Source organism: Nitrosomonas aestuarii (genome assembly GCF_003046585.1).
GTDB lineage: Bacteria > Pseudomonadota > Gammaproteobacteria > Burkholderiales > Nitrosomonadaceae > Nitrosomonas > Nitrosomonas aestuarii.
In genome coordinates this window covers 91209-111232 of the sequence record NZ_QAAE01000010.1, presented here as the reverse complement: position 1 = coordinate 111232, position 20024 = coordinate 91209, and the positions used below count along the sequence as shown (strand labels likewise).

Here is a 20024-nt window from a genome sequence, read left to right as displayed (position 1 = left end):
ACTTTTGTGAAATAATGAAGCGCAGCGGAATGACACAAAAGGCCGTGGAGGTTTGCACGTCTGCTGGAGCAACTTGTTATAGCTTAAACTGCACATGTAAACGAAAACACCAATTTGCAGCCTAGAGCAATTATTGCCTTATTAATAAACTCAGGGATATCAACTATTCGGCTATCATACTCAGACAGAACAGAGATAAATATATCTGTTTCACTTTGCCGTACTGAATTGAGTTTCACAAACTCTACCAAAGCTGGAATGACTGCTTCTGAAAGTTCAATACTGGCCGTGACTTTCTGAGTTTTAAAGTGACGACAAAAATCTACTTCTTTGCAAACCGACTTCAATTGCTCAGCCTGCGACTCAGACAAAGACAGGAATCTAAAGTGGCAGCTTAATTCTACATCACTTTCCAATCGGCTCAGTCCTCCTTTAAGCTATAACGCCGCAAGAAGGGGCAATGTGAAGCGCAGCGTAACAATTGTCCCGCTTGCTTGCTTTGTTAGGAGCTTGATGCACTACGGCGTGCTGTACGACGGGCACTGGCTATTTCAACTCGTTTAGGTTCTGTATATATTCGTTCAAGCAGAATATAGGTAAAATCCAATATGTCTGCTGAGTCTTCTTCGCTGAGTGACCCCTCGTGAGCACCATCATTTCCATCGTCTTTTATGCAAGTAGATAATTCTCTAAGTGCCTCAGGAAGGATTTTTTGATCAAACAACCAAGGTAACCTTAGCCCAAGATTCCTTCGGATATGGCGGTTTAAACCGTCTACCTCACCCTCCGGCAACATAGAACGTGTAGCTAGATCAATACACAATCTAAACATAGTTGCAGCTGCATTATGACAACCTATAGCCATACAAGCAGCTCCTTCCGTGAAAGCGGATTTTATATTTTCTGGTAAGTGATCTGGGGGCTGCTCACCCGCACTATCTTTTAAACTGATATGCCCTTTAACTTTAAATACTTGGTTAACAGCTACGTTCAGATCAGTTAATTTATGATTTCTTAGCCAGTCTTCATATTCAATTTCGTCCTGTGCAAGAACGAATATTGTTGAATGAAGACATTGCCTACAAATACAAAAAGCCTCATACCATCGCTGCCACCTATGTTCATTGTGAGTATGAAGCTCAGCAATAAGATCAAAAGTCATTTTACTTGCTCTACATCGCGGGCAATCCGCAACGAGTTCAGCCATATTTTTTCTCCATACTTTATACTCCTAACGCCCCTGATCTGGCGCGAAAGTATGTTGGCGTGGCTTTTGCAATATTTGCAAAAGGCATGACGACATACTTTTGTCGCTCAGGATCGGTTTGTTAGAAGTCGCTCTGCGCATTACTGCCGCTCCATGTTTACAGCGCCATTTTTCGCTGGATCAAATGCATCTGGCCAAATGGTTGAATTATCAAATGTAGCGCGTATGTCAGCATCATCTAGTACCGCATTAGTCAGAATGGCACCCTCTAAGCGAGCTTTGTGAAAATCCGCACCCTTTAAGTTAGCGCCGGAGAAGTCTACGCCCCTAAGGTCTGATTCTAAGAAAACTGAATTTTCCAAATTTGAATTACTAAAGATAGTAGCCCGCATATCACATCCTTGGAATCTAGCTTTTATCAAGGTTCCATTTGAAAAGTCACAGCCCCGCATCTGTTTGTAGCCGAAAGTAGCGCCAGTTAAGTCTTCTCCTGGCATAGAAAGCCCGTTCAATTCCTTTGCGTCTACCATTCCCGCTTTCAGAGCTGCGGCAGTAACTGGAGGTGACGCTGGCGGCTCTAGTAGAGATTTTTGTCGTCTTACTGCGTCAGCTAGCTTTCTCTCTGCGTTAGCGATCTCTGCAGCATTTCGTGCATTCTGTATTTCGGCTTCAGCATCTGCGACAGCCCTATTTGTCTCATCGACTATACCTCCAACTCTATCCAGCTCGCCCTCAGCCCATTTCTGCAATCTAGAGCCGGCTTTGTCTGGTGTTGAAAGGAATCTGAGAAGTTGATGGCGAATCGCCAAAGGTACACTTGGATCAAGCGCTCGGTCCAAATAATGGCTGGTAATTTCATGACTCTGCTTTATCTGTGATGAACTTATAGTGTGTCTTTGCTTCAACCACTCAAGGATGATCTTTGCCAAATTCGTAATGGCCACGGTTCCCGGAACAGCCAACGCAATATATGCGGCGATAATTTGAATTGTTTCAGGTTGCATATAGATCTCGATAAGTGGCTTCTAACACAATGTATACGACATTTTGTCCAATAATCTACTTTCAGATGTCGCATAATCATGGGAATTGTGAATTAATAATCTGCATTTCCACAATAATTAAAAATAAATAAGACATTCTGAACAAGTAAATACGACAGCACCGTTCACTAAAAAATGCTTGATCAAGTTCGAGAGAAAATAAAATTCAGGTACTACAGTTTGAGCATGGGAAAAACTTATCTTACATGAATTAAACACTATATTATTTTGCATGGCAAGCGCCCTCCGGCTGAAATGGGACGCGACTGAGTGAAAAGTTTTTTATCTTATTTGGCTAATGACCGGCATGTGGCAAATAAGCGCCAATCACCATTAAAGCTTTTTCACTATCATGTGTAATACACCGCGTCATGACTGCCGACATTAACCAGAATGACTGCCTTGTCGGATAGAATCATTTCGAAGGTAATGCGATAATTGAGATTGATTGATATTGAGTGCAAATTGGCCAATTTGTTTTTTTGCCGGTGTATTCTCAATGATGGATGGTATGGATTGTAAGCCAGTATTTGCAGTGCTTTTCGATAAGGCTCTTTGAGTTCGGAGTGAGATTTTGCAAACTTCCTGGCGCGCTTTTATAGCTATCGGTGAAGATAAGTGTGTACTCACTTTGAAAACATTTCATCAACATGCTGATCAACATTGTCCTTGCTGAATCGGTCTGATGCCATATCCTGCCGTGCTTCGTACAACGCTGTCTCAAGTTCCAGTTCACGCAAATAATGATAATGTTCAATCTTCATCTCCACGAAACGTTCTTTGCCACTTACTTTAATGATGTCTTCAGTTATATCCGCAGATTTTCTTCAAGACATGCAATGCCTTTAGTTTTTAGATCATTAGCTGTTATCATGATTAATAGCACGATTAAGAATATTGTTAACTATGCGGGGTAATGATTTTCTCTGTCAATAACTATACATGCATTCCCCAGACGAAGGCTGCCATACTGGTTCAAATCCTGAAGATACATTACTTGATTTGCCTCAATTACCAGCCTCCCTTCACAAATAGGGGTAGATCCGCTTGCATTATTGTACGTATTGTTTGACGCCATCTACCCAGCTATAAGCAAAGCAAATATTAAACCCTGTTCGTATTTGTTCTTTGGCTACGATATCTGCTTTAAGAACACGATTTCATGATCGTCGCCCTCGTTTTTGGCCAGTTCAATTCTATTGATAATTTCGACAATCCTGCTGTCCGGCGCCAAGCCATCGGCCATGTCGTCTTCATTGTTTTCAACACTAACTTCCTTGTTCATCACAAAACCCTCCGCAATGATTACCCGACGTAGCGATTGTCATGTCCTGAGAAATCACCGCAAGATCAAACCGCTGGTCAGGAAAATATTATTGGAAATATCAATCCCGAGTAACGCAACTGCAAAAGCGCGGTTACTGCAGTACAAGCGTCACAAACAATGTTTCCGATGCGTCGTTGTGTGTGATTCAAGAATCGAGAATGCACGCGCCTGACATACCTGTTGCTAAAAATACGCTCCCGAACTGCAAAACCGGGATTGGGACAAGTTTTGTGCTGATTTTCCAGTCTTGCCCACAGTTAAATTATTCTTAAGTATCGGTGAATCGCATCGCTGATTATCGGATGTTGTCTGTATACTGTTAATCAAGCAATTTTTATTCCAGGTATAACTTACTTTTATATATCAGTAAATTAATAAATTCGGACAATAGAGCATGCATCGAATTGTAATCTTTACCGACAGCTTGCGGCCAACCTGGCAGTTTTGGAAAATGAATGAAAGTGAAGAATCGCGTTAATTTAGAAATTGATTCGGCTGGATTCAAAAGTTTCAGGGTGGATTACGCGTCTTAGGTGACAACGCACAGACAAGTTCTCATCATCATGCAACTGACACAGTTATTACTTTTTTAGTCAATGCCGGAAATTGGCAATATTTTTTGAATGATGCTTATAGATACAATGCGGGCCTTGTCCTGTGCGTATCCTGGGGTCGCACAGGGAATTTAATCGCTGTCGCAGTTGGCCATCTCTTGAAATAGATCCGACTATCCGGTGCGGCAGGGTAAGTGTAACTATAAATTTATCAATTCTGGAGATGCATTACACAATCATGTACTAATACACTTGATTACGAGGGGTGACGGTAACGATGCAGAATTGTCCGTTACCAGCATTTCAGCTACAACAACTTTACTTCAAACGTCCAGCAATTATTTTGAATGTCCATTCAAGTTCGCAGTACAATGCAGTCGGGGTTTTTAATGTCAAACTGATGCAATGCAGCAATCAATCCGCTGCAGCTAATTCCTGCCGAATGCTTTGAAGTTTTGGATCATTCGGCAAGACCGATTCAGCCCTTTGTAAATAGAGCCGGGTTGTGTCGAGATTGCCTCTACTTTTTGTGCTCTCAATAAACTGGATGTACCGGTCAACTATTCTTTGAAGACCGGCAAGTGCTTGCGTATTGTCCGGTTCGATAGCGAGTACTATTTGATAGTGTTTGTACGCGTTGTCGCTCGACGGGGTGGTAAGCCGTTCATGTTTGATGGCATTTTCAGCAGCGTTTAAATGTTTGTTGATCAGATTCTTATCGACTGCTGCTTCTGGAATATTCGATTCTTCGGGTTGGGAAAATGATTTGTCAACCACTGACAGCTGTTGGCTGGTCTCGGATTTTGGTGCGATTGTAATTGTGTCCACAATCTCAGGTTGGGCAACCGACAGGCTTGCAGCAGCAGTCGGGCTTTCTGTTATCAGATCATTTTCCAGTTGCTCGAGTTGTTCTTCATTACCGGATATCTCAACGGGATCAACTTCCTGATCTGGTTGCGCAACGGTTAAAGCACTGGATTGATCTGTTGTTGTTTCAGATGCACTGACAGGCTCGTTATCAAATAAATCTGAAGTACTTTCACTCAGCCATAATCCAACAGCTATCAATGCGACTAGTCCAGTAATGGTACCTGCCCATATGTATTTTTGGGTACCCGGATGGTCACTGGCGGTATCTTGAGGTTTCGGTGCGGAAGCGGTTGGGGTGACTCGATCATCGGTCTGTTCTGATTTCAGCAAGGCAAGAATCTCAGCTGTCGATTGCGGTCGGTCAGCGTATTGCAGCTGCAGCATCCATTCCAGAGTTTGTGCCAATTCCGAACTGAATGAAGCGCCTGGAAGCTCGGAGATCGGAACGAGCGGATCAGGTTCGCCCTTGCTGAGAGCCATTTTTCGGGTTTGCGCAGCTGCCGGTTTGTGATGTGTCATGCAATAATACATCGTTGCACCCAATGCGTAGAAATCTGTTGCAGGTCCTGGTGTATCAGCATGCTCATATTGTTCCGCAGGCGCATAGCCGATAGCCAATTCATCTGCAACTCTGGCGGTGCGTGCAGCAATAGTCAATCGTGCGCCGGCAAAATCGACCAGTATAGGTTCGCCTTCTTTGCTCAACCAGATCGTTTCCGGCTGGATGCCACAATGCACAATTTGATGATCATGTATTAACTGCAGGGCATTTAGAATCGATGTCAGAATGAACTTTATTTCTGTTTCGGAAAATGAAGTCGATGATTGTACAAGCCTGGAGAGTGGTACGCCTTCACGGCAAGGCTTAATCAGATAAGCAGTTCCATTAAACTGCAGGATGTTTTCAGCAGTAACGGCATTGGGATGTTCGATTTGGACGAGCGCCTCGGCCTGATTCAAAAACACCTCCAGTCCATGTTTAAAACTTTCTTTTTCGACCACAGATTTTTCTGTGACACCAAGTCCATCGTCTGTCCGAACGGCTAACTCGTGAGGAAAATATTCCTGGATTTCAACATGTTCCTTGAGATGGTGATTCCAGGCGCGATAGGTGATATCAAATGTACCGATTTTCGTGGCATTTTTGATCTCGTAAACGCCGATTTGAGTATCTTGCGGCAGAATTTGATTATGTATGTGTGTCATTGGTGCATATCTCTTTTTCTAATCGCGATTAACCCACGGATATCTATTATGTATAACTTTTATATTTTACGCCGAACGCCAGAAACAGGCGCGATACTGATTTGACCAGAATTTTCCGAGGGTATGATTTTCTGAGTCGTCATCGACATCAGTAATAATAACTCAATCTTCGGTATAATGAATACCGGTAATAATATAATGTATTGGTCCGGCCGGACGCTGCACACTCACTTCGTCATCGAGACTTTTCTTCATCAGAGCCCGTGCCACTGGTGAATCCATGCTGATCCAGTTTTTTTCGACATTGAATTCATCTGGGCCGACAATGCGATAAGCCACGCTATTACCTTCTTCATCTTCCAGTTCGACCCAGGCGCCAAAAAATACCTGTTGCTGATTTGTTGGCGGCTTATCGACTATGATTAACACATCAAGACGTTTCTGGAGGTAACGAATGCGCCGGTCTATTTCACGTAACTGTTTCTTTCGGTAGATGTATTCTGCGTTTTCAGAACGATCGCCCTCTGCTGCAGCTGCCGACAATGCTGCAGTCACTTCACGACGGGTTGTCCACAAACCTTTAAGCTCATCGTTCAGTGCCTTATAACCCGGCTTGCTTATATATGGTGAGCTTTTCGGTTGTGGGGGGCGATAGCGCGTCATGCTGATTATTGTTTTCAGTGAATAAAAGGGAATTTGATGTTGATGGATAGTTTGTGAGCCATTGATCCCCGGTAATATGGGTGATTCAGGTAATGCTACTCAATGGACACCTGATTGTTTTAAATTGAGTTGTTATTTTTTAGTGCCGCTACCACCCAAAAGAAAAATGAAGAACCTGATGACCTTATATAATTGTTATCAATTTTCAATTGAAATCATACCTCATCTGGCTGGTAGTTGAAAAACTATCTGCATTGCCGCCGTGGCGTTAACATAGACTCATAATGTGCCTTGATTATGCATAGCTTTGTTTTCGTCTGTTTTTGCCTGGCATTGTTTGCCTCAGAAACAATTTTTAACGACCTACTGGTACAGCTTTCATACTGATTGAATGATTTTCGGCGTGTCGACAATCATGGTGGGCTTGTACGCCAGAGAACTCGACTATGCGTCGACCATGATTAATATCTGAGATTAGAAGTCGTCAGTTTTGGAAAAAGATTGCGCCAGTCTAATCATGAAGAACATAAGGTTGTGTATCTATGATGGTTAACCTGGCAATGTTCTTTTGTCTTTGAGTATGGTGCGGCTGACAACAAAGCCAGCGCAGTTTAGAAAGATGCTGTTTAGATTATGACATATCGGTATCCGCAATCTGTAATGCGCCGGATGGACAGCTGGCCACCGTTTGACGAATTTCAGCTTCACTGGCTCCTTTTGGATCAATAACGAGCTGTTCATTGACGATTTTGAACACAGCAGGGAGGTTGTTAACGCAGTTTCCTGCGTGAATGCATACTTTGGCGTCGTAGGCTATTTTCATGATGACTTTATTTCTCCAGGAATTTGATGTTTGAATTGAATGATCCATATAACAATGGCCTATTCGTCTATGCTGATGCCGGAGCCGCCCATTTCCCTGGGCACATCCTTCATTTTCGGTAATCCGTCATTAATGCGAAGCACTGTCTCTTGATAGTGTACATGTACGCCAGGATGATAGGGAAATTCGGGTATTGTCGCTGCATAAACATCGGTAAGCCCCATGCCTGGATGTTCGGTGAAGATATGACCACCGCAGGTTTTGCACCATTTTCGGTAGCTATTGGTTGTTTTGTTGTAAGTACCTATATTATTCGTGCCTTGTGTAACTTTTACTGCTTCTGGTTTCCACAAGGTGAAAGCATTGACAGGACCGGCTGACCAGCGTCGACATGATTCGCAATGACAATAACCCATCCCGGCAGGTTCACCTTTGACAGTGAACTGGACCTCGCCACAAAAACAACTGCCAGTGTAAGTTTCTTCGTTAGCCATAATGCAGCTCCTTCTATAAATTGAATGACATTGCACTTCGTATATTTAGTAAACATTATAATATGACCAGTCGTATTATAATGTCAAGAAAATTGAATTGAAAATAGAGTGATAACTGGATCAGGATGGTGTTTTTAGCAGGCCGTTGAGAAGGATTTCTGAGGTATGCGGTACAAGGAAAAACAAGCGAGAAAACGGATTTATTTGTAATAAATGAGTGTTCTGGACTTTTTTTACGCTGAAACGGGAACAGGATACTTTTTTAACAGCCTGCTAGACGATGATTGACACGGAAGAACGCAAGTAAAAAAGAGTGCTGCATGTCTCAAAGAAGATTAAGGCGATAATAGGAGATAAATCAAATCGTTTCGGATTTGATGAAACCGGAACGGGTCAAAGTATTGATCCAATCCAACGTTTGGAACCATGCTGAATAAAAAATTTTTATAATTAATGGCACAACTCCGGTTCAGATTCATCTCTGAGATGCAGCTGTTATGACATTGTTCGGCAGGTGATCTGATGATCCCTTCAATTGCACAGCATTTTTATATGCTGCGTAACACAACGTCCCAATGCTTTAAGCGCATAACCGCCTTCGAGGACAGAAACGATCCGTCCTTGTGCGTATTTTTCTGCCAGTAATTTGATTTGTTGTGTGATCCAGACATAATCCGCATCATCAAGTATCAGCTGTGCCATTTCATCCTCCCGATGGGCATCAAAACCGGCCGAGATAAAAATGATTTCGGGTCTAAATGCGCCGACTGCGGGCAGCCATCGGTCGAGTACAGTCTGTCGAAAAATATTGCCGCCGGAACCGGCTGCAAGCGGTACATTGATGCAATTGCGATGATGGCTTTCTACACCGCAATTGGGATAAAACGGATGCTGAAAGGTTGAGCACAGCAATACATGTTCATCACTTCCAAAGATTTCCTCGGTACCGTTTCCGTGGTGCACATCAAAATCCAGGATGGCCGCTCGTTGCAGACCATACTGTTCGAGTGCATGGGCGACGCCAACTGCGATATTGTTAAAGATGCAAAATCCCATGGCTCGTGCGGATTCCGCATGATGACCAGGTGGACGCACGGCGCAGAAAGCATTGGCAGCCTGTTGTGTCATTACCAGATCGACAGCCAGTACAACCGCGCCCGCCGCTCTTAGTGCGGCGCTCAGGGTATACGGATTCATAGTGGTGTCCGGGTCGAGATAATGCAAGCCTGATTGTGGGGAGGCATTTTGTATTTCGGTGATATAACCGGGTGCATGCACGCGTGCCAGTTGTTCAGCGGTGGCCAGCGGCGCATCGTGATATTGCAGTTGCGCAAGCAAGCCTGTTGCTTCCAGTTGTTCTGCGATTATCGACAGCCGTTGTGGAGATTCAGGATGATAAGAACCCATGTCATGTTTAAGACAATCAACATGCGTAATATAGGCCGTGGCATCTGCAATGGCTGTTGCCGTTTTAGTAGTCATGAGTTATTGAGTCGATTATCATCCTGGATATCATACTTGTTTTTGTGAATGCTTCAAATGATTACAAAACTTTAGGTAACCTGATAAATTAATTTGTACCTGAAGCCTGTTTCAGATAGAATCAGCGATCTTCAGGTGAATCAATTCTCTTTAGGCGCGTAGCTCAGTTGGTTAGAGCACCACCTTGACATGGTGGGGGTCGTTGGTTCGAATCCAGTCGCGCCTACCATTTCCTTTCTTTTCTTCTGAAAAAAAGTTCCGTTCATTTTCGACAATTATTTTGTTACCCATATGTTTTGACCTTTGCTAATATTTGCGCTTTTGTAAACGATATTCTGCCAATGATGTATTTCGCAGGGTGTCAGGTGGAATGTGCGCATATCGAATGATTCCCGGAGATGACGGCATGACAAAACCAAGTAATCCTTACCATATTCTCGATACCGGTTTTAATTTCTGGTCATCAAAAATTCTTTTGACTGCAGTTGAGCTTGGGGTTTTTACAAAGCTGGGTGATAAAGTTTTAACAGGCGTGACGCTTGGCCGGGAACTGGGGCTTCATCCGCGCGGTATCTGGGATTTCCTGGATTCTTTGGTTGCACTCGGTTTTCTGAATCGAACGGGTAATGGCGTATCTGCACTTTATTCAAATACAGAAGAAACGCGTGTCTATCTGGATAAAAATAAGAGTACTTATATTGGCGGTATTCTTGAAATGACCAATGATCGTTTATATCGATTCTGGAATGATCTTGGCGAAGCGCTGAAAACAGGTAAGCCTCAAAGTGAAATTAAGCACAGCCAAAAGCCCATGCTTGAGGTGCTTTATGAAGATATGCCGCGTTTGGAACAGTTTATGGGCGCCATGCGTGGTATTTCATTGGGGAATTTCAAGGTATTTGTGCAGAAATTCGATTTCAGCGGTTACAATACACTTTGCGATGTCGGCGGTGCAACGGGCCTTTTATCGAGCCTCGTAGTCAAGCATCATACGCATATGAAATGTACAACATTTGATTTGCCGGCCATTGAGCCCATCGCCAAAATGTGGCTGGAAGAGGAGAGATTGTCTGATTGTGTACAGGTAGTTTCAGGTGATTTTTTAGTTGACCCACTCCCTAAGGCGGACATCATTACCATGGGGATGATTCTGCAAGACTGGAATCTGGAAAAGAAGAAACATCTGATACGACTGGCTTATGAAGCGCTGCCGAAAAATGGTGTTTTTGTCGCGATTGAAAATCTGATTGATGATGAGCGGCGTACAAATGCCTTTGGTTTGATGATGTCGTTACAAATGCTTATTGAATTTGGCGATGCTTTTGATTTTACGGGTGCTGATTTCTGGAAATGGTGCCAGGAGGCCGGTTTTAGGCGCTATGAGGTTATGCATCTGACAGGTCCGTGCAGTGCTGCGATTGCATACAAATAAGGGAATTCTTAGTTGATTTAAAGTCATGTTGAAACATCTGCCCAACTTGCTGACACTTTTGCGTCTGATTCTGGCTTTTGTTTTTCCTTTTGCTTCTGAACAATATCGACTGGTCATATTAATGGTGGCTTTGGCGACCGAATACCTCGATGGTGCATTCAGCCGCTGGTTTAATCTGCATACATCACTCGGAGCGTTGTTGGACCCTGTCGCCGATAAATGCTTTGTGCTTTCGGTAGCTGTGGTGATGTTTCTGGAAACTGATATCAGCTGGTGGCAGTTTTTATTATTTGGTGCGCGCGATATTGCAGTATTCTGTGGCGCATTGTTTGTGGCCTGGGAAAAAAACTGGCGGGCTTTCTTTAATGTAGTTCCCAGAATACTTGGCAAGGTTGCAACGGCATTTCAGTTTCTGTTGTTTTTGAGTTTTGTAGGTTTGAATATGATACCGCAATGGCTGTTGGTATCGGCTATTCTGATCAGTATTTTGTCCGCAGTTGATTACACTTATCTTTTTTTTAAAAATAATTTTTACCGCGAAATGAAAGATGCCTGAACTGTAACAGGCCAGTGTATTGTAATGACCTGTACTTTGAGTTTTGTCTTGTAAGTACCCTATTTTTCAGTTGGTTATAATTGAATCAATTTTTTAAACCCGTTAACAGAATTGTATTGCTGGGAGCAAGCAATCTGACGATGTCGCTACGTCTCATTATTCAACTATTGCAGCGGCATTGCGGCAGCCCCAGCGAGGTGTTGGTCGCGGCAGGGCATGGGCGTTCATATGGACAGAATAGCCAAGTGCTGGTGCGAGAATTACCCGGAATTGTACGCAGCGGTTTGTGGCGGCAGTTTTATTCAGAAGAGTCACAACGGCTATTACAACCAAATTATGCTTTTTTGACTGATATCGGTAATGATATTCTTTATGGGTTTTCATCTGCGCAAATCCTGCACTGGGTGGCATGGTGTATCCATCGGTTGCATGGCCGGTCTGCGCGAATTGTTATGACGAATCTGCCGATGGCCTCGATTGCATCGTTGTCCGAGCGGCGTTTTAAGTTGCTTCGAAATTTGTTTTATCCCAGTTGCCGGCTTTCCAGAAATGAAGTGGTGGATCGAGCGTGGGCGGTACATCAGGGCTTGAATGAACTGACGAAACGTTATCCATTGACAGTGCATGAACCGGATCCTCAGTGGATGAGCATGGATAGTATTCATGTTTCGTTCTGGAAGCGTTATGCTTATTATGAACAATTGTTCACGTGCTTTGCAAACACCGATAGTTTTAGCAGGAATCATGTTGTACCGGTTTCCAAAGACGACGATTTAAAACCATTATTGCTGCCCTGGCGGCGACGTCCTCAGTTTGCAGTACGCAAGGTGCTCGGAAAAATAAAACATGTTTCGCAGCCAAGCGGGTATTTTGACGACCAAACTTCTGTCTCTTTATATTGAACAAAGATGGTTGTTACTCATTAATGGCAATGCAATTTCTACCGGCGTTTTTTGCCTTGTATAATGCCTTATCGGCTGCTGCAATCAGTGTGTTACCAATCTCATTAAGTGTTCTGTTTTCATCTGCAAATTTCTGAGAATCCGCAATACCAATGGAGACGGTTACCTGCAGCATATGTTTGTCAAATTTGTAACGGTGTTTTTGGATACTTACACGAATACGTTCTGCAATTTCGACTGCTGTCCGGTGGTCGGTGTCAGGCAGTAGAATCGCAAATTCTTCGCCGCCATAACGTCCTACGATATCACTTAAACGCAGTTCATTGCGGATGATGCCGGCAACCTGTTTCAAGACCATGTCACCGCTGGCGTGTCCGTAGGTATCGTTAAAGTGCTTGAAATTATCCACATCGATAAACAGACAACTGATGGGTATCTGTAAACGTTTGCATCGTGAAATTTCTTCGGACAAGCGTTGATCAAAGAATCGTCGGTTATTAATGCCCGTCAGTGCATCATTCAAGCTATTGTGTTTTAATCTGTCCCGTGAAATGGTCATGTTGATAGAAATAGAAATAACCGCACTTAAATGTTGTAAGAAGTCAGTTGCAGACTGCTCTGAAAAGCGTTCTGGTGTTGAATCTCCCAAAATAAGCGTACCCAGGATTTGGTTGTCGTGGGTGAGCGGTAACAATGCGATACTGTAGACTGTGGAAGCGGGTTGTTTGAACAGGTCAGCATGTAGTGCCGCATTGTATGGGCCGAGTTGCGGTGACAGATCGTTCTGGAATAATTGTAAAAGTTTCTGATTATTTGTGTGAAAAAATAAATTTGAAAAATTATTCTGGTAATTGAATTTGTAATTGTGCAGTTGCTGTTGGATTTCATGATGCGGATCCAGCAGAATAAGTGCGACTTGCTCCAGTTCGAACTGGGTTTTACATTCGTTAAGCAGTACTTTTAGAAGTTCCGCAAAAGATTCGCACCGCATTAAACACAGTTCTATTTGCTGGAAGCGAGACAGGATATTTTCGTTTTGCCAAGCATGCTGCATCAACCTGTTGTAATGGTTATTCAGATTTCTATGCTTTTGTTGTGCTTTTGATTTTTTTCTTTTCATTAAATTTGATTGCAGATTAATCAAAAGTCAGTGACCGGTAGTGGACGGTTTATGAGTTTTACGTGGTAACCAATTATGATGTTAAATTTATTTTACCATTGCTAACAATAGTATAGTGCGTTGAATGTTAAATTCTAAAACACGCCTGTACTTTATGTTTCATATTTATATGGTTATATGCAGATTTTGATGAAAAAAACAACACTTAGATTCAGAATCAGATAATTATTGATGGCAGATTGCCTGAGAGTATGTAAGATATACACTAATTAGAATTGAAAGTTGATAGAGGCAATTCGTACGTGCGATTGAAATTACAGTTGTAATTTACTCGATAACCGAATTATGCAGGAGGCGAGATTGGATAACGCTCAATTTATTGTGCGGAAGGTGGCAGTACTAGGTGCGGGTGTAATGGGTGCTCAGATTGCAGCTCATTTGGTGAATGCTAACATTGAAACCTTGTTGTTTGAGTTGCCGGCAGAGGCCGGAGACACAAATGCCAATGTCGCCAAGGCGATAGAAAAACTGAAAAAACTCGAACCGGCGCCCATGTCGGTAAAGGACAAGGCTGCTTTCATTCAACCAGCCAATTATGATCAACACCTCGAGAAGCTTAGGGAGTGTGATGTAGTCATTGAGGCAATTGCCGAACGTATGGACTGGAAGCAAGCATTATATGAAAAAGTGGCGCCCCATCTTGGTGAGCAGACAATTTTTGCGAGCAATACTTCCGGGCTTTCCATTAATACACTGGCACAGGCTTTTCCTGAAGCATTACGCCATCGTTTTTGTGGCGTTCATTTTTTCAATCCGCCGCGTTACATGCATTTAGTTGAATTGATACCCTGTAAACAAAGCGATGCGATAATGCTGGATCATCTGGAAACCTTTCTGGTGACTTATCTCGGGAAAGGAGTGATTCGGGCAAAAGATACGCCGAATTTTATAGCCAATCGTATAGGCGTTTTTTCACTATTGGCGACCATGCATCACGGCAGGTCTTTTGGTCTTGGGTTTGATGAAGTGGACGCATTGACAGGCACCTTGATCGGTCGACCCAAAAGTGCGACTTTCAGAACTGCCGATATTGTCGGTCTGGATACGCTGGCGCATGTTATCAACACCATGCGAGATACCTTATCTGACGATGCCTGGCATCCATATTTTCAGGTGCCTGACTGGTTGCAGGGTTTGATTGATGACGGTGCGCTTGGACAGAAAACAAAACGCGGCGTCTATCAAAAGACTGGCAAGGAGATTCAAGTATTGGATCTTGTCACGAGTACGTATTGTGCTTCAAAAGGCGAGGTGAATGAAGATCTCAAGCATCAGCTTAAATATAGTAGTCCGAGAGATAAGATTGCAGCCCTGCGTAACAATCAGCACCCACAGGCACAATTCTTATGGTCTATCCACCGTGATTTGTTTCACTATTGTGCCGTTCAACTCGAAGCCGTCGCTGACAACGCGCGTGATGTCGACTTGGCGATAAGATGGGGTTTCGGTTGGAAACAGGGACCCTTCGAAATTTGGCAGAATGCAGACTGGAAACAGATTGCATCCTGGATTAACGAAGATATCGCATCAGATAAATGCATGAGTGATACGCCTTTGCCGTCTTGGGTCATGGAAATTGGCGAACGGGAAGCTGCGGCAGTGCATACACCGCATGGTTCCTATGCACCAGCAGCTAAAAAATTTCATCAGCGCTCTGCTTTGCCTGTTTACCAACGACAGTTGTATCCTGATCACCTGGTTGGCGAGAAAGCAAGTTATGGGGAAACCATATTTGAAACCGATGCTGTGAGAATGTGGCACACCGGAGATAAGATTGCAATTCTCAGTTTTAAAACCAAAATGCATACCATAGGTAAAGATGTGCTGAACGGGGTTCAGGAAGCACTTCAAGAGGCTGAGAAAAACTGGCAAGCAATGGTTATTTGGCAGACCGAGCCACCGTTTTCAGCAGGTGCAAATTTAAAACAGGCAACAGAGCGGCCCAAGCTGTCGCAAACAGCAACCAGCCCACCCCCCTCGCCATCAGCTTTTGAAAAGTTTTTTAAACAGTTCAAAAAATCTGCACAGGCGACAGTGCTTAAAGCTGCCAGAGAACTGGATATGGCTGATGCGCTGATGGCTAAAAAGCTGGCTGAGGTGGAGAAAATGATTTGCCAATTCCAGCAAACTTCTCAGGCGTTACGTTACTCCATGATTCCAACTGTAGCGGCTGTAGATAATTTGGCATTAGGTGGTGGTTGTGAGTTTGTCATGCACTGCGACCGCGCAGTTGCAACCATGGAAACCTATATCGGCCTGGTTGAAGCCGGAGTCGGCCTGCTGCCGGCAGGAGGTGGCTGTAAAGAGTTTGCACTCAGAGCTGCACAGAATGCAGTGGAAGGAGATCCATTTCCACAATTGAAAAAATATTACCAGACGGTGGCCATGGCGGAGCTGGCGAAAAGCGCGGACCAGGCTAAAACGCTGGGTTTCCTGCGTCCGGCTGATACAGTTGTTATGAATCGTTTTGAGCTGTTGCATATCGCCAAATTGCAAGCGTTGGCGCTTGCTGAAGGTGGTTATCGTCCGCCCTTGCGGTCACATGCGATTCCAGTAGCTGGCAATACCGGAATTGCAACGATTCAAAGCCAGCTGGTTAACATGCGTGAGGGCGCGTTTATTTCCGAACATGATAATCTGATTGGTGAAAAAATTGCATATGTCATGTGTGGCGGAGATCTTACGCCAGGCAGCTTGGTTGACGAAGAATGGTTTCTCGAACTCGAACGTGCTGCATTTATGGCGTTGCTGGCGACTGAAAAGACGCAGGCGCGTATTGAGCATACATTGAAAACGGGAAAGCCGCTCAGAAATTAATCGGTGTTATCTGACGCAGATATCAAGCAGGGCACTGCAGTGCTCATTACCAAGGAGAGAGATTGATGGCCAAGCAAATACAAGACGCCTATATAGTTGCAGCTGCGCGTACACCGGTCGGCAAAGCGCCGCGAGGCATGTTCAAACATGTTCGTCCTGACGACATGTTGGTGCATGTGATCAAGACAGTCATGAAACAATGTGTGGACTTGGATCCGGTTGCAATTGACGACGTGATTGTCGGCTGTGCCATGCCCGAAGCTGAACAGGGGATTAACGTTGCGCGAGTGTCCTTGTTACTCGCAGGTCTGCCGAATAGTGTGCCGGGAATGACGATTAATCGTTTTTGCGCATCGGGCTTGCAGTCAGTGGCGGTTGCGGCTGACCGTATTCGTTTGGGTGAAGCGGATGTGATGATAGCAGGTGGAACTGAAAGTATGAGTATGGTGCCTATGATGGGTAATAAGGTGGCGATGAATCCAGTTATGTTCCAACATGATGAAAATGTTGCCATTGCTTATGGGATGGGGATGACTGCCGAGAAAGTGGCTGAACAGTGGAAAGTGACGCGTGAAGCGCAAGATGAATTTGCCTTAACGAGCCATCGGCGTGCTTTAAAAGCTATCGAGAATGCTGAATTTACGCAGGAAATTACACCCTATACCGTGAATGAAAAGTATCCGGACCTGATGACACACCAAGTACGCGAAGAAATTTTGGTAAAAGATACCGATGAGGGGCCGCGTGCAAACAGCAGTCTGGATGCGCTGGCGAAATTGCGACCTGTTTTTGCTGCGCATGGTTCGGTAACAGCGGGTAACAGCTCACAAATGTCCGATGGTGCCGGTGCCGTGGTTTTGATGAGTGAGTCTGCTATGAAGCGCTTTAATCTTTCACCACTGGGTCGTTTTATCGGCTTTTCTGTTGTCGGTGTACCGCCCGAAATCATGGGTGTTGGACCAGTCAAGGCGATTCCTAAAGTGCTGGCGCAAACGGGTATCAAACAGGATGATCTTGACTGGATTGAGTTAAATGAAGCATTTGCAGCACAGAGTCTCGCCGTAATAAATGAATTGAATCTCGACCGGGAGATCGTTAATCCACTTGGCGGCGCAATTGCGCTGGGCCATCCATTGGGTGCGACAGGCTCTATACGTGTGGCAACATTGATACATGGTTTACGTCGTCATAAAAAGAAATACGGCATGGTGACCATGTGTATAGGTAGTGGTATGGGTGCCGCGGGTGTATTTGAAGCACTATAGTACATGTAAAAGTTTGGGGTATTTGAAAATAGCTTGTCAACTTTGACAGTCAAGAAGTGTTTTTGGTATCAGAAACTGTCGTTCAGGATGTCCCGGTGATATTTCAGGTGATCATCTATAAACGTGCTGATAAAATAATAGCTGTGATCATAGCCTGGGTGATAGCGTAGCGTCAGCTTTTGTCCGGCTTTATGACAGGCATTTTCTAATTGATCGGGGCGTAACTGTTCAGACAGGAATGGGTCATTAAGGCCTTGATCGATCAACATATCTGAGATGTGATGGCCGTCTTTGATCAAGGCGGTCGCGTCATGATTGCGCCAATAATCCTGGTTTTTACCCAAAAAATGCGTAAATGCTTTTTGTCCCCACGGGCACTGAATAGGAGCGGAAACAGGTGCAAAAGCAGAAACGGAGCGAAACTTCTCGGTATGGCGTAATCCCAGTGTCAGTGCACCATGACCTCCCATCGAATGTCCTGATATGCCAATTCGATGTTTATCCGCAGGAAATTGGTTGACAATGATTTCATATAGTTCTTGCGTGATATAGCTTTCCATCAAATAATGATTTGACCAGGGGGGGGCTGTTGCGTCGAGATAGAAACCGGCGCCTGAACCAAAATCCCAGTTGTCTGATTCGCCTGGAATGCCGGTTTCGCGAGGGCTGGTATCCATGGTAACCAGCATCAATCCATAATCAGCAGCATAACGTTGTGCGCCGGCTTTGATCATAAATGTTTCTTCAGTGCAGGTTAAGCCGGCCAGAAAGAAAAGTACAGGTACTGAGTGTTGTTGTGCTTGGGGTGGTTGGTATACGGAAAACCGCATGGGCAGCCCAATAACCGATGAGTCGTGCTGATAAAAACCTTGTATGCCGCTGAAACAGCTATGTTGGTTACGTATTTCCAGGAGTTCTGTCATCAGTAAACAACCACCGAACGGATGGATTCGCCTGCTTTCATCAACTGGAAGCCTGTATTGATATCTTCAAGCTTAAGGGTATGCGTAATTAATGAATCAATGTTGATTTTACCTTCCATATACCAGTCGACAATTTTAGGAACATCGGTACGGCCACGTGCGCCGCCAAAAGCGGAGCCTTCCCATTTGCGACCGGTAACCAGTTGAAACGGACGCGTGCTGATTTCCGCGCCGGCTTCAGCAACACCAATAATGATGCTGCGTCCCCACCCTTTATGGGTGCATTCCAATGCTTGTCGCATGATTTGCGTTTTGCCGATACATTCAAAACTATAGTCGGCGCCGCCATCGGTGAGTTGAATGATTGCATCTACAATGTCAGGAACGTCGTTAGAGTTCAGAAAGTGCGTCATGCCAAATTCGCGTGCCAGGGCTTCACGCTTCGGATTGATGTCAATGCCGATAATTTTGTCAGCACCAACCATTCTGGCGCCTTGTATCACATTCAGGCCAATACCACCTAAACCAAAAACAGCAACATTGCTGCCAGCTTGAACTTTCGCGGAGAATAATACGGCTCCAATACCTGTTGTAACGCCACAACCGATGTAGCAAACTTTGTCAAAAGGAGCGTCCGGTCTTATTTTGGCTAATGCAATTTCAGGGACTACTGTAAAATTTGAAAAAGTTGATGTGCCCATATAATGAAACAATGGTTTGCCATCTATAGTGAATCGTGAGGTTGAGTCGGGCATCAGGCCGCGGCCTTGCGTGCTGCGAATTGCCTGGCAAAGATTGGTTTTTTGCGACAAGCAATATTTGCATTCCCGGCATTCCGGTGTGTAAAGCGGAATCACATGATCACCTGCTTGCAGAGACTTAACGTTCTTGCCGGCTTCAACCACGATACCGGCACCTTCATGTCCCAGAATAGCAGGAAACAGGCCTTCTGGGTCGGCCCCGGAAAGTGTGTAGTAATCGGTATGACAAATGCCCGTCGCTTTGATTTCGACGAGCACTTCACCAGCTTTGGGGCCATCCAAATCTACATTTTCTATTGTAAGAGGTTGTCCAGCCTGCCAGGCAATTGCTGCGCGCGTTTTCATCTGATTTTTCCTTCTTTTTTAGGATACTTGATTGTATTTTGCTGTGTAAAATTTTACCGATTTTGCCGAATGACGGTTAAAACTCACAGACTATTTGTTGTGCTTAGGTTTACGATTGATTACATAAGCTATCGGTTCTCAAAATTCAGTATATTTGAAATGGGATCATATAAA

Annotated in this window: 18 protein-coding genes and 1 tRNA gene; 6 read left to right on the top strand and 13 right to left on the bottom strand. The window is 44.3% G+C overall.

The features are described from left to right. Positions 1-83: 83 nt before the first annotated feature. The 10 genes from C8R11_RS10140 to C8R11_RS10095 all read right to left on the bottom strand — a co-directional run bounded on the left by C8R11_RS10140 (position 84) and on the right by C8R11_RS10095 (position 9669). Positions 84-416 (bottom strand): hypothetical protein, encoded by a 333-nt coding sequence (locus C8R11_RS10140; protein ID WP_107795589.1) that lies wholly within the window; start codon positions 414-416, stop codon positions 84-86. An 86-nt stretch (positions 417-502) separates the two neighbouring features. Next, entirely contained in the window at positions 503-1207 is a 705-nt protein-coding gene (locus C8R11_RS10135) for a DUF4145 domain-containing protein (protein ID WP_107795588.1), read from the bottom strand. Between the two features lie 140 nt (positions 1208-1347). Next, positions 1348-2211 (bottom strand): pentapeptide repeat-containing protein, encoded by an 864-nt coding sequence (locus tag C8R11_RS10130; RefSeq protein ID WP_107795587.1) that lies wholly within the window; start codon positions 2209-2211, stop codon positions 1348-1350. Between the two features lie 665 nt (positions 2212-2876). Next, entirely contained in the window at positions 2877-3014 is a 138-nt protein-coding gene (locus tag C8R11_RS16745) for a hypothetical protein (protein ID WP_244907627.1), read from the bottom strand. Between the two features lie 368 nt (positions 3015-3382). After that, positions 3383-3535 carry a hypothetical protein gene (locus C8R11_RS16200; RefSeq protein WP_181258231.1) on the bottom strand — a complete coding sequence of 51 codons (153 nt, stop codon included), beginning with the start codon at positions 3533-3535 and terminating at the stop codon, positions 3383-3385. A gap of 1010 nt (positions 3536-4545) precedes the next feature. After that, complete coding sequence (locus C8R11_RS10115; protein ID WP_107795586.1) at positions 4546-6207, bottom strand: serine/threonine protein kinase; 1662 nt, start codon at positions 6205-6207, stop codon at positions 4546-4548. 162 nt (positions 6208-6369) lie between these two features. Next, entirely contained in the window at positions 6370-6870 is a 501-nt protein-coding gene (gene greB, locus C8R11_RS10110; RefSeq protein ID WP_107795585.1) for a transcription elongation factor GreB, read from the bottom strand. A gap of 631 nt (positions 6871-7501) precedes the next feature. After that, a complete protein-coding gene (locus tag C8R11_RS10105; RefSeq protein ID WP_244907626.1) occupies positions 7502-7741 on the bottom strand; it encodes a (4Fe-4S)-binding protein in 240 nt (79 codons plus the stop codon). 11 nt (positions 7742-7752) lie between these two features. Then, entirely contained in the window at positions 7753-8187 is a 435-nt protein-coding gene (locus C8R11_RS10100) for a GFA family protein (protein WP_107795584.1), read from the bottom strand. 531 nt (positions 8188-8718) lie between these two features. After that, complete coding sequence (locus C8R11_RS10095) at positions 8719-9669, bottom strand: histone deacetylase family protein (protein ID WP_107795583.1); 951 nt, start codon at positions 9667-9669, stop codon at positions 8719-8721. Between the two features lie 152 nt (positions 9670-9821). Here C8R11_RS10095 and C8R11_RS10090 point away from each other — a divergent pair. From C8R11_RS10090 to C8R11_RS10075, 4 genes are all read left to right on the top strand, one after another. Beyond that, a tRNA-Val gene (locus C8R11_RS10090) sits at positions 9822-9898 on the top strand. 177 nt (positions 9899-10075) lie between these two features. Continuing rightward, on the top strand, positions 10076-11101 hold the full coding sequence (locus tag C8R11_RS10085; protein WP_090698815.1) for a methyltransferase: 1026 nt from the start codon (positions 10076-10078) through the stop codon (positions 11099-11101). A gap of 25 nt (positions 11102-11126) precedes the next feature. Beyond that, positions 11127-11657: a CDP-alcohol phosphatidyltransferase family protein gene (locus C8R11_RS10080; protein ID WP_090698813.1), complete on the top strand. Its 531-nt coding sequence runs from the start codon at positions 11127-11129 to the stop codon at positions 11655-11657. 80 nt (positions 11658-11737) lie between these two features. Beyond that, the gene (locus C8R11_RS10075; protein WP_107795582.1) at positions 11738-12559 is read left to right on the top strand and encodes a hypothetical protein; all 822 of its coding nucleotides are present in this window, start codon (positions 11738-11740) and stop codon (positions 12557-12559) included. A gap of 13 nt (positions 12560-12572) precedes the next feature. On the opposite strand, the gene C8R11_RS10070 is transcribed toward C8R11_RS10075, so the two are convergent. Then, positions 12573-13679 carry a DUF484 family protein gene (locus C8R11_RS10070; protein ID WP_107795581.1) on the bottom strand — a complete coding sequence of 369 codons (1107 nt, stop codon included), beginning with the start codon at positions 13677-13679 and terminating at the stop codon, positions 12573-12575. 414 nt (positions 13680-14093) lie between these two features. Between C8R11_RS10070 and C8R11_RS10065 the strand changes: the two genes are divergently transcribed. Together C8R11_RS10065 and C8R11_RS10060 are read left to right on the top strand one after the other, a co-directional pair. Beyond that, positions 14094-16556 (top strand): 3-hydroxyacyl-CoA dehydrogenase/enoyl-CoA hydratase family protein, encoded by a 2463-nt coding sequence (locus C8R11_RS10065; RefSeq protein ID WP_425320585.1) that lies wholly within the window; start codon positions 14094-14096, stop codon positions 16554-16556. 65 nt (positions 16557-16621) lie between these two features. Next, positions 16622-17821, top strand: a complete 1200-nt coding sequence (locus C8R11_RS10060) for an acetyl-CoA C-acyltransferase (protein WP_107795580.1) — start codon at positions 16622-16624, stop codon at positions 17819-17821. Positions 17822-17889: 68 nt separating this feature from the next. On the opposite strand, the gene fghA is transcribed toward C8R11_RS10060, so the two are convergent. Together fghA and C8R11_RS10050 are read right to left on the bottom strand one after the other, a co-directional pair. Continuing rightward, positions 17890-18744, bottom strand: a complete 855-nt coding sequence (gene fghA / locus C8R11_RS10055; protein WP_107795579.1) for an S-formylglutathione hydrolase — start codon at positions 18742-18744, stop codon at positions 17890-17892. Next, complete coding sequence (locus C8R11_RS10050; protein ID WP_107795578.1) at positions 18744-19850, bottom strand: S-(hydroxymethyl)glutathione dehydrogenase/class III alcohol dehydrogenase; 1107 nt, start codon at positions 19848-19850, stop codon at positions 18744-18746. Before C8R11_RS10050 ends, fghA begins: the two co-directional genes overlap by 1 nt. Between the last annotated feature and the right edge of the window lie 174 nt (positions 19851-20024).

Excerpts from the sequence above, each read along its gene's own strand:
- C8R11_RS10135 (WP_107795588.1), bottom strand. The coding sequence starts at position 1,207 with ATGGCTGAACTCGTTGCGGATTGCCCGCGATGTAGAGCAAGTAAAATG.
- C8R11_RS10130 (WP_107795587.1), bottom strand. The coding sequence starts at position 2,211 with ATGCAACCTGAAACAATTCAAATTATCGCCGCATATATTGCGTTGGCT.
- C8R11_RS16745 (WP_244907627.1), bottom strand. The coding sequence starts at position 3,014 with ATGAAGATTGAACATTATCATTATTTGCGTGAACTGGAACTTGAGACA.
- C8R11_RS16200 (WP_181258231.1), bottom strand. The coding sequence starts at position 3,535 with ATGAACAAGGAAGTTAGTGTTGAAAACAATGAAGACGACATGGCCGAT.
- C8R11_RS10115 (WP_107795586.1), bottom strand. The coding sequence starts at position 6,207 with ATGACACACATACATAATCAAATTCTGCCGCAAGATACTCAAATCGGC.
- greB (WP_107795585.1), bottom strand. The coding sequence starts at position 6,870 with ATGACGCGCTATCGCCCCCCACAACCGAAAAGCTCACCATATATAAGC.
- C8R11_RS10105 (WP_244907626.1), bottom strand. The coding sequence starts at position 7,741 with ATGGATCATTCAATTCAAACATCAAATTCCTGGAGAAATAAAGTCATC.
- C8R11_RS10100 (WP_107795584.1), bottom strand. The coding sequence starts at position 8,187 with ATGGCTAACGAAGAAACTTACACTGGCAGTTGTTTTTGTGGCGAGGTC.
- C8R11_RS10095 (WP_107795583.1), bottom strand. The coding sequence starts at position 9,669 with ATGACTACTAAAACGGCAACAGCCATTGCAGATGCCACGGCCTATATT.
- C8R11_RS10085 (WP_090698815.1), top strand. The coding sequence starts at position 10,076 with ATGACAAAACCAAGTAATCCTTACCATATTCTCGATACCGGTTTTAAT.
- C8R11_RS10080 (WP_090698813.1), top strand. The coding sequence starts at position 11,127 with ATGTTGAAACATCTGCCCAACTTGCTGACACTTTTGCGTCTGATTCTG.
- C8R11_RS10070 (WP_107795581.1), bottom strand. The coding sequence starts at position 13,679 with ATGAAAAGAAAAAAATCAAAAGCACAACAAAAGCATAGAAATCTGAAT.
- C8R11_RS10065 (WP_425320585.1), top strand. The coding sequence starts at position 14,094 with ATGGGTGCTCAGATTGCAGCTCATTTGGTGAATGCTAACATTGAAACC.
- C8R11_RS10060 (WP_107795580.1), top strand. The coding sequence starts at position 16,622 with ATGGCCAAGCAAATACAAGACGCCTATATAGTTGCAGCTGCGCGTACA.
- fghA (WP_107795579.1), bottom strand. The coding sequence starts at position 18,744 with ATGACAGAACTCCTGGAAATACGTAACCAACATAGCTGTTTCAGCGGC.
- C8R11_RS10050 (WP_107795578.1), bottom strand. The coding sequence starts at position 19,850 with ATGAAAACGCGCGCAGCAATTGCCTGGCAGGCTGGACAACCTCTTACA.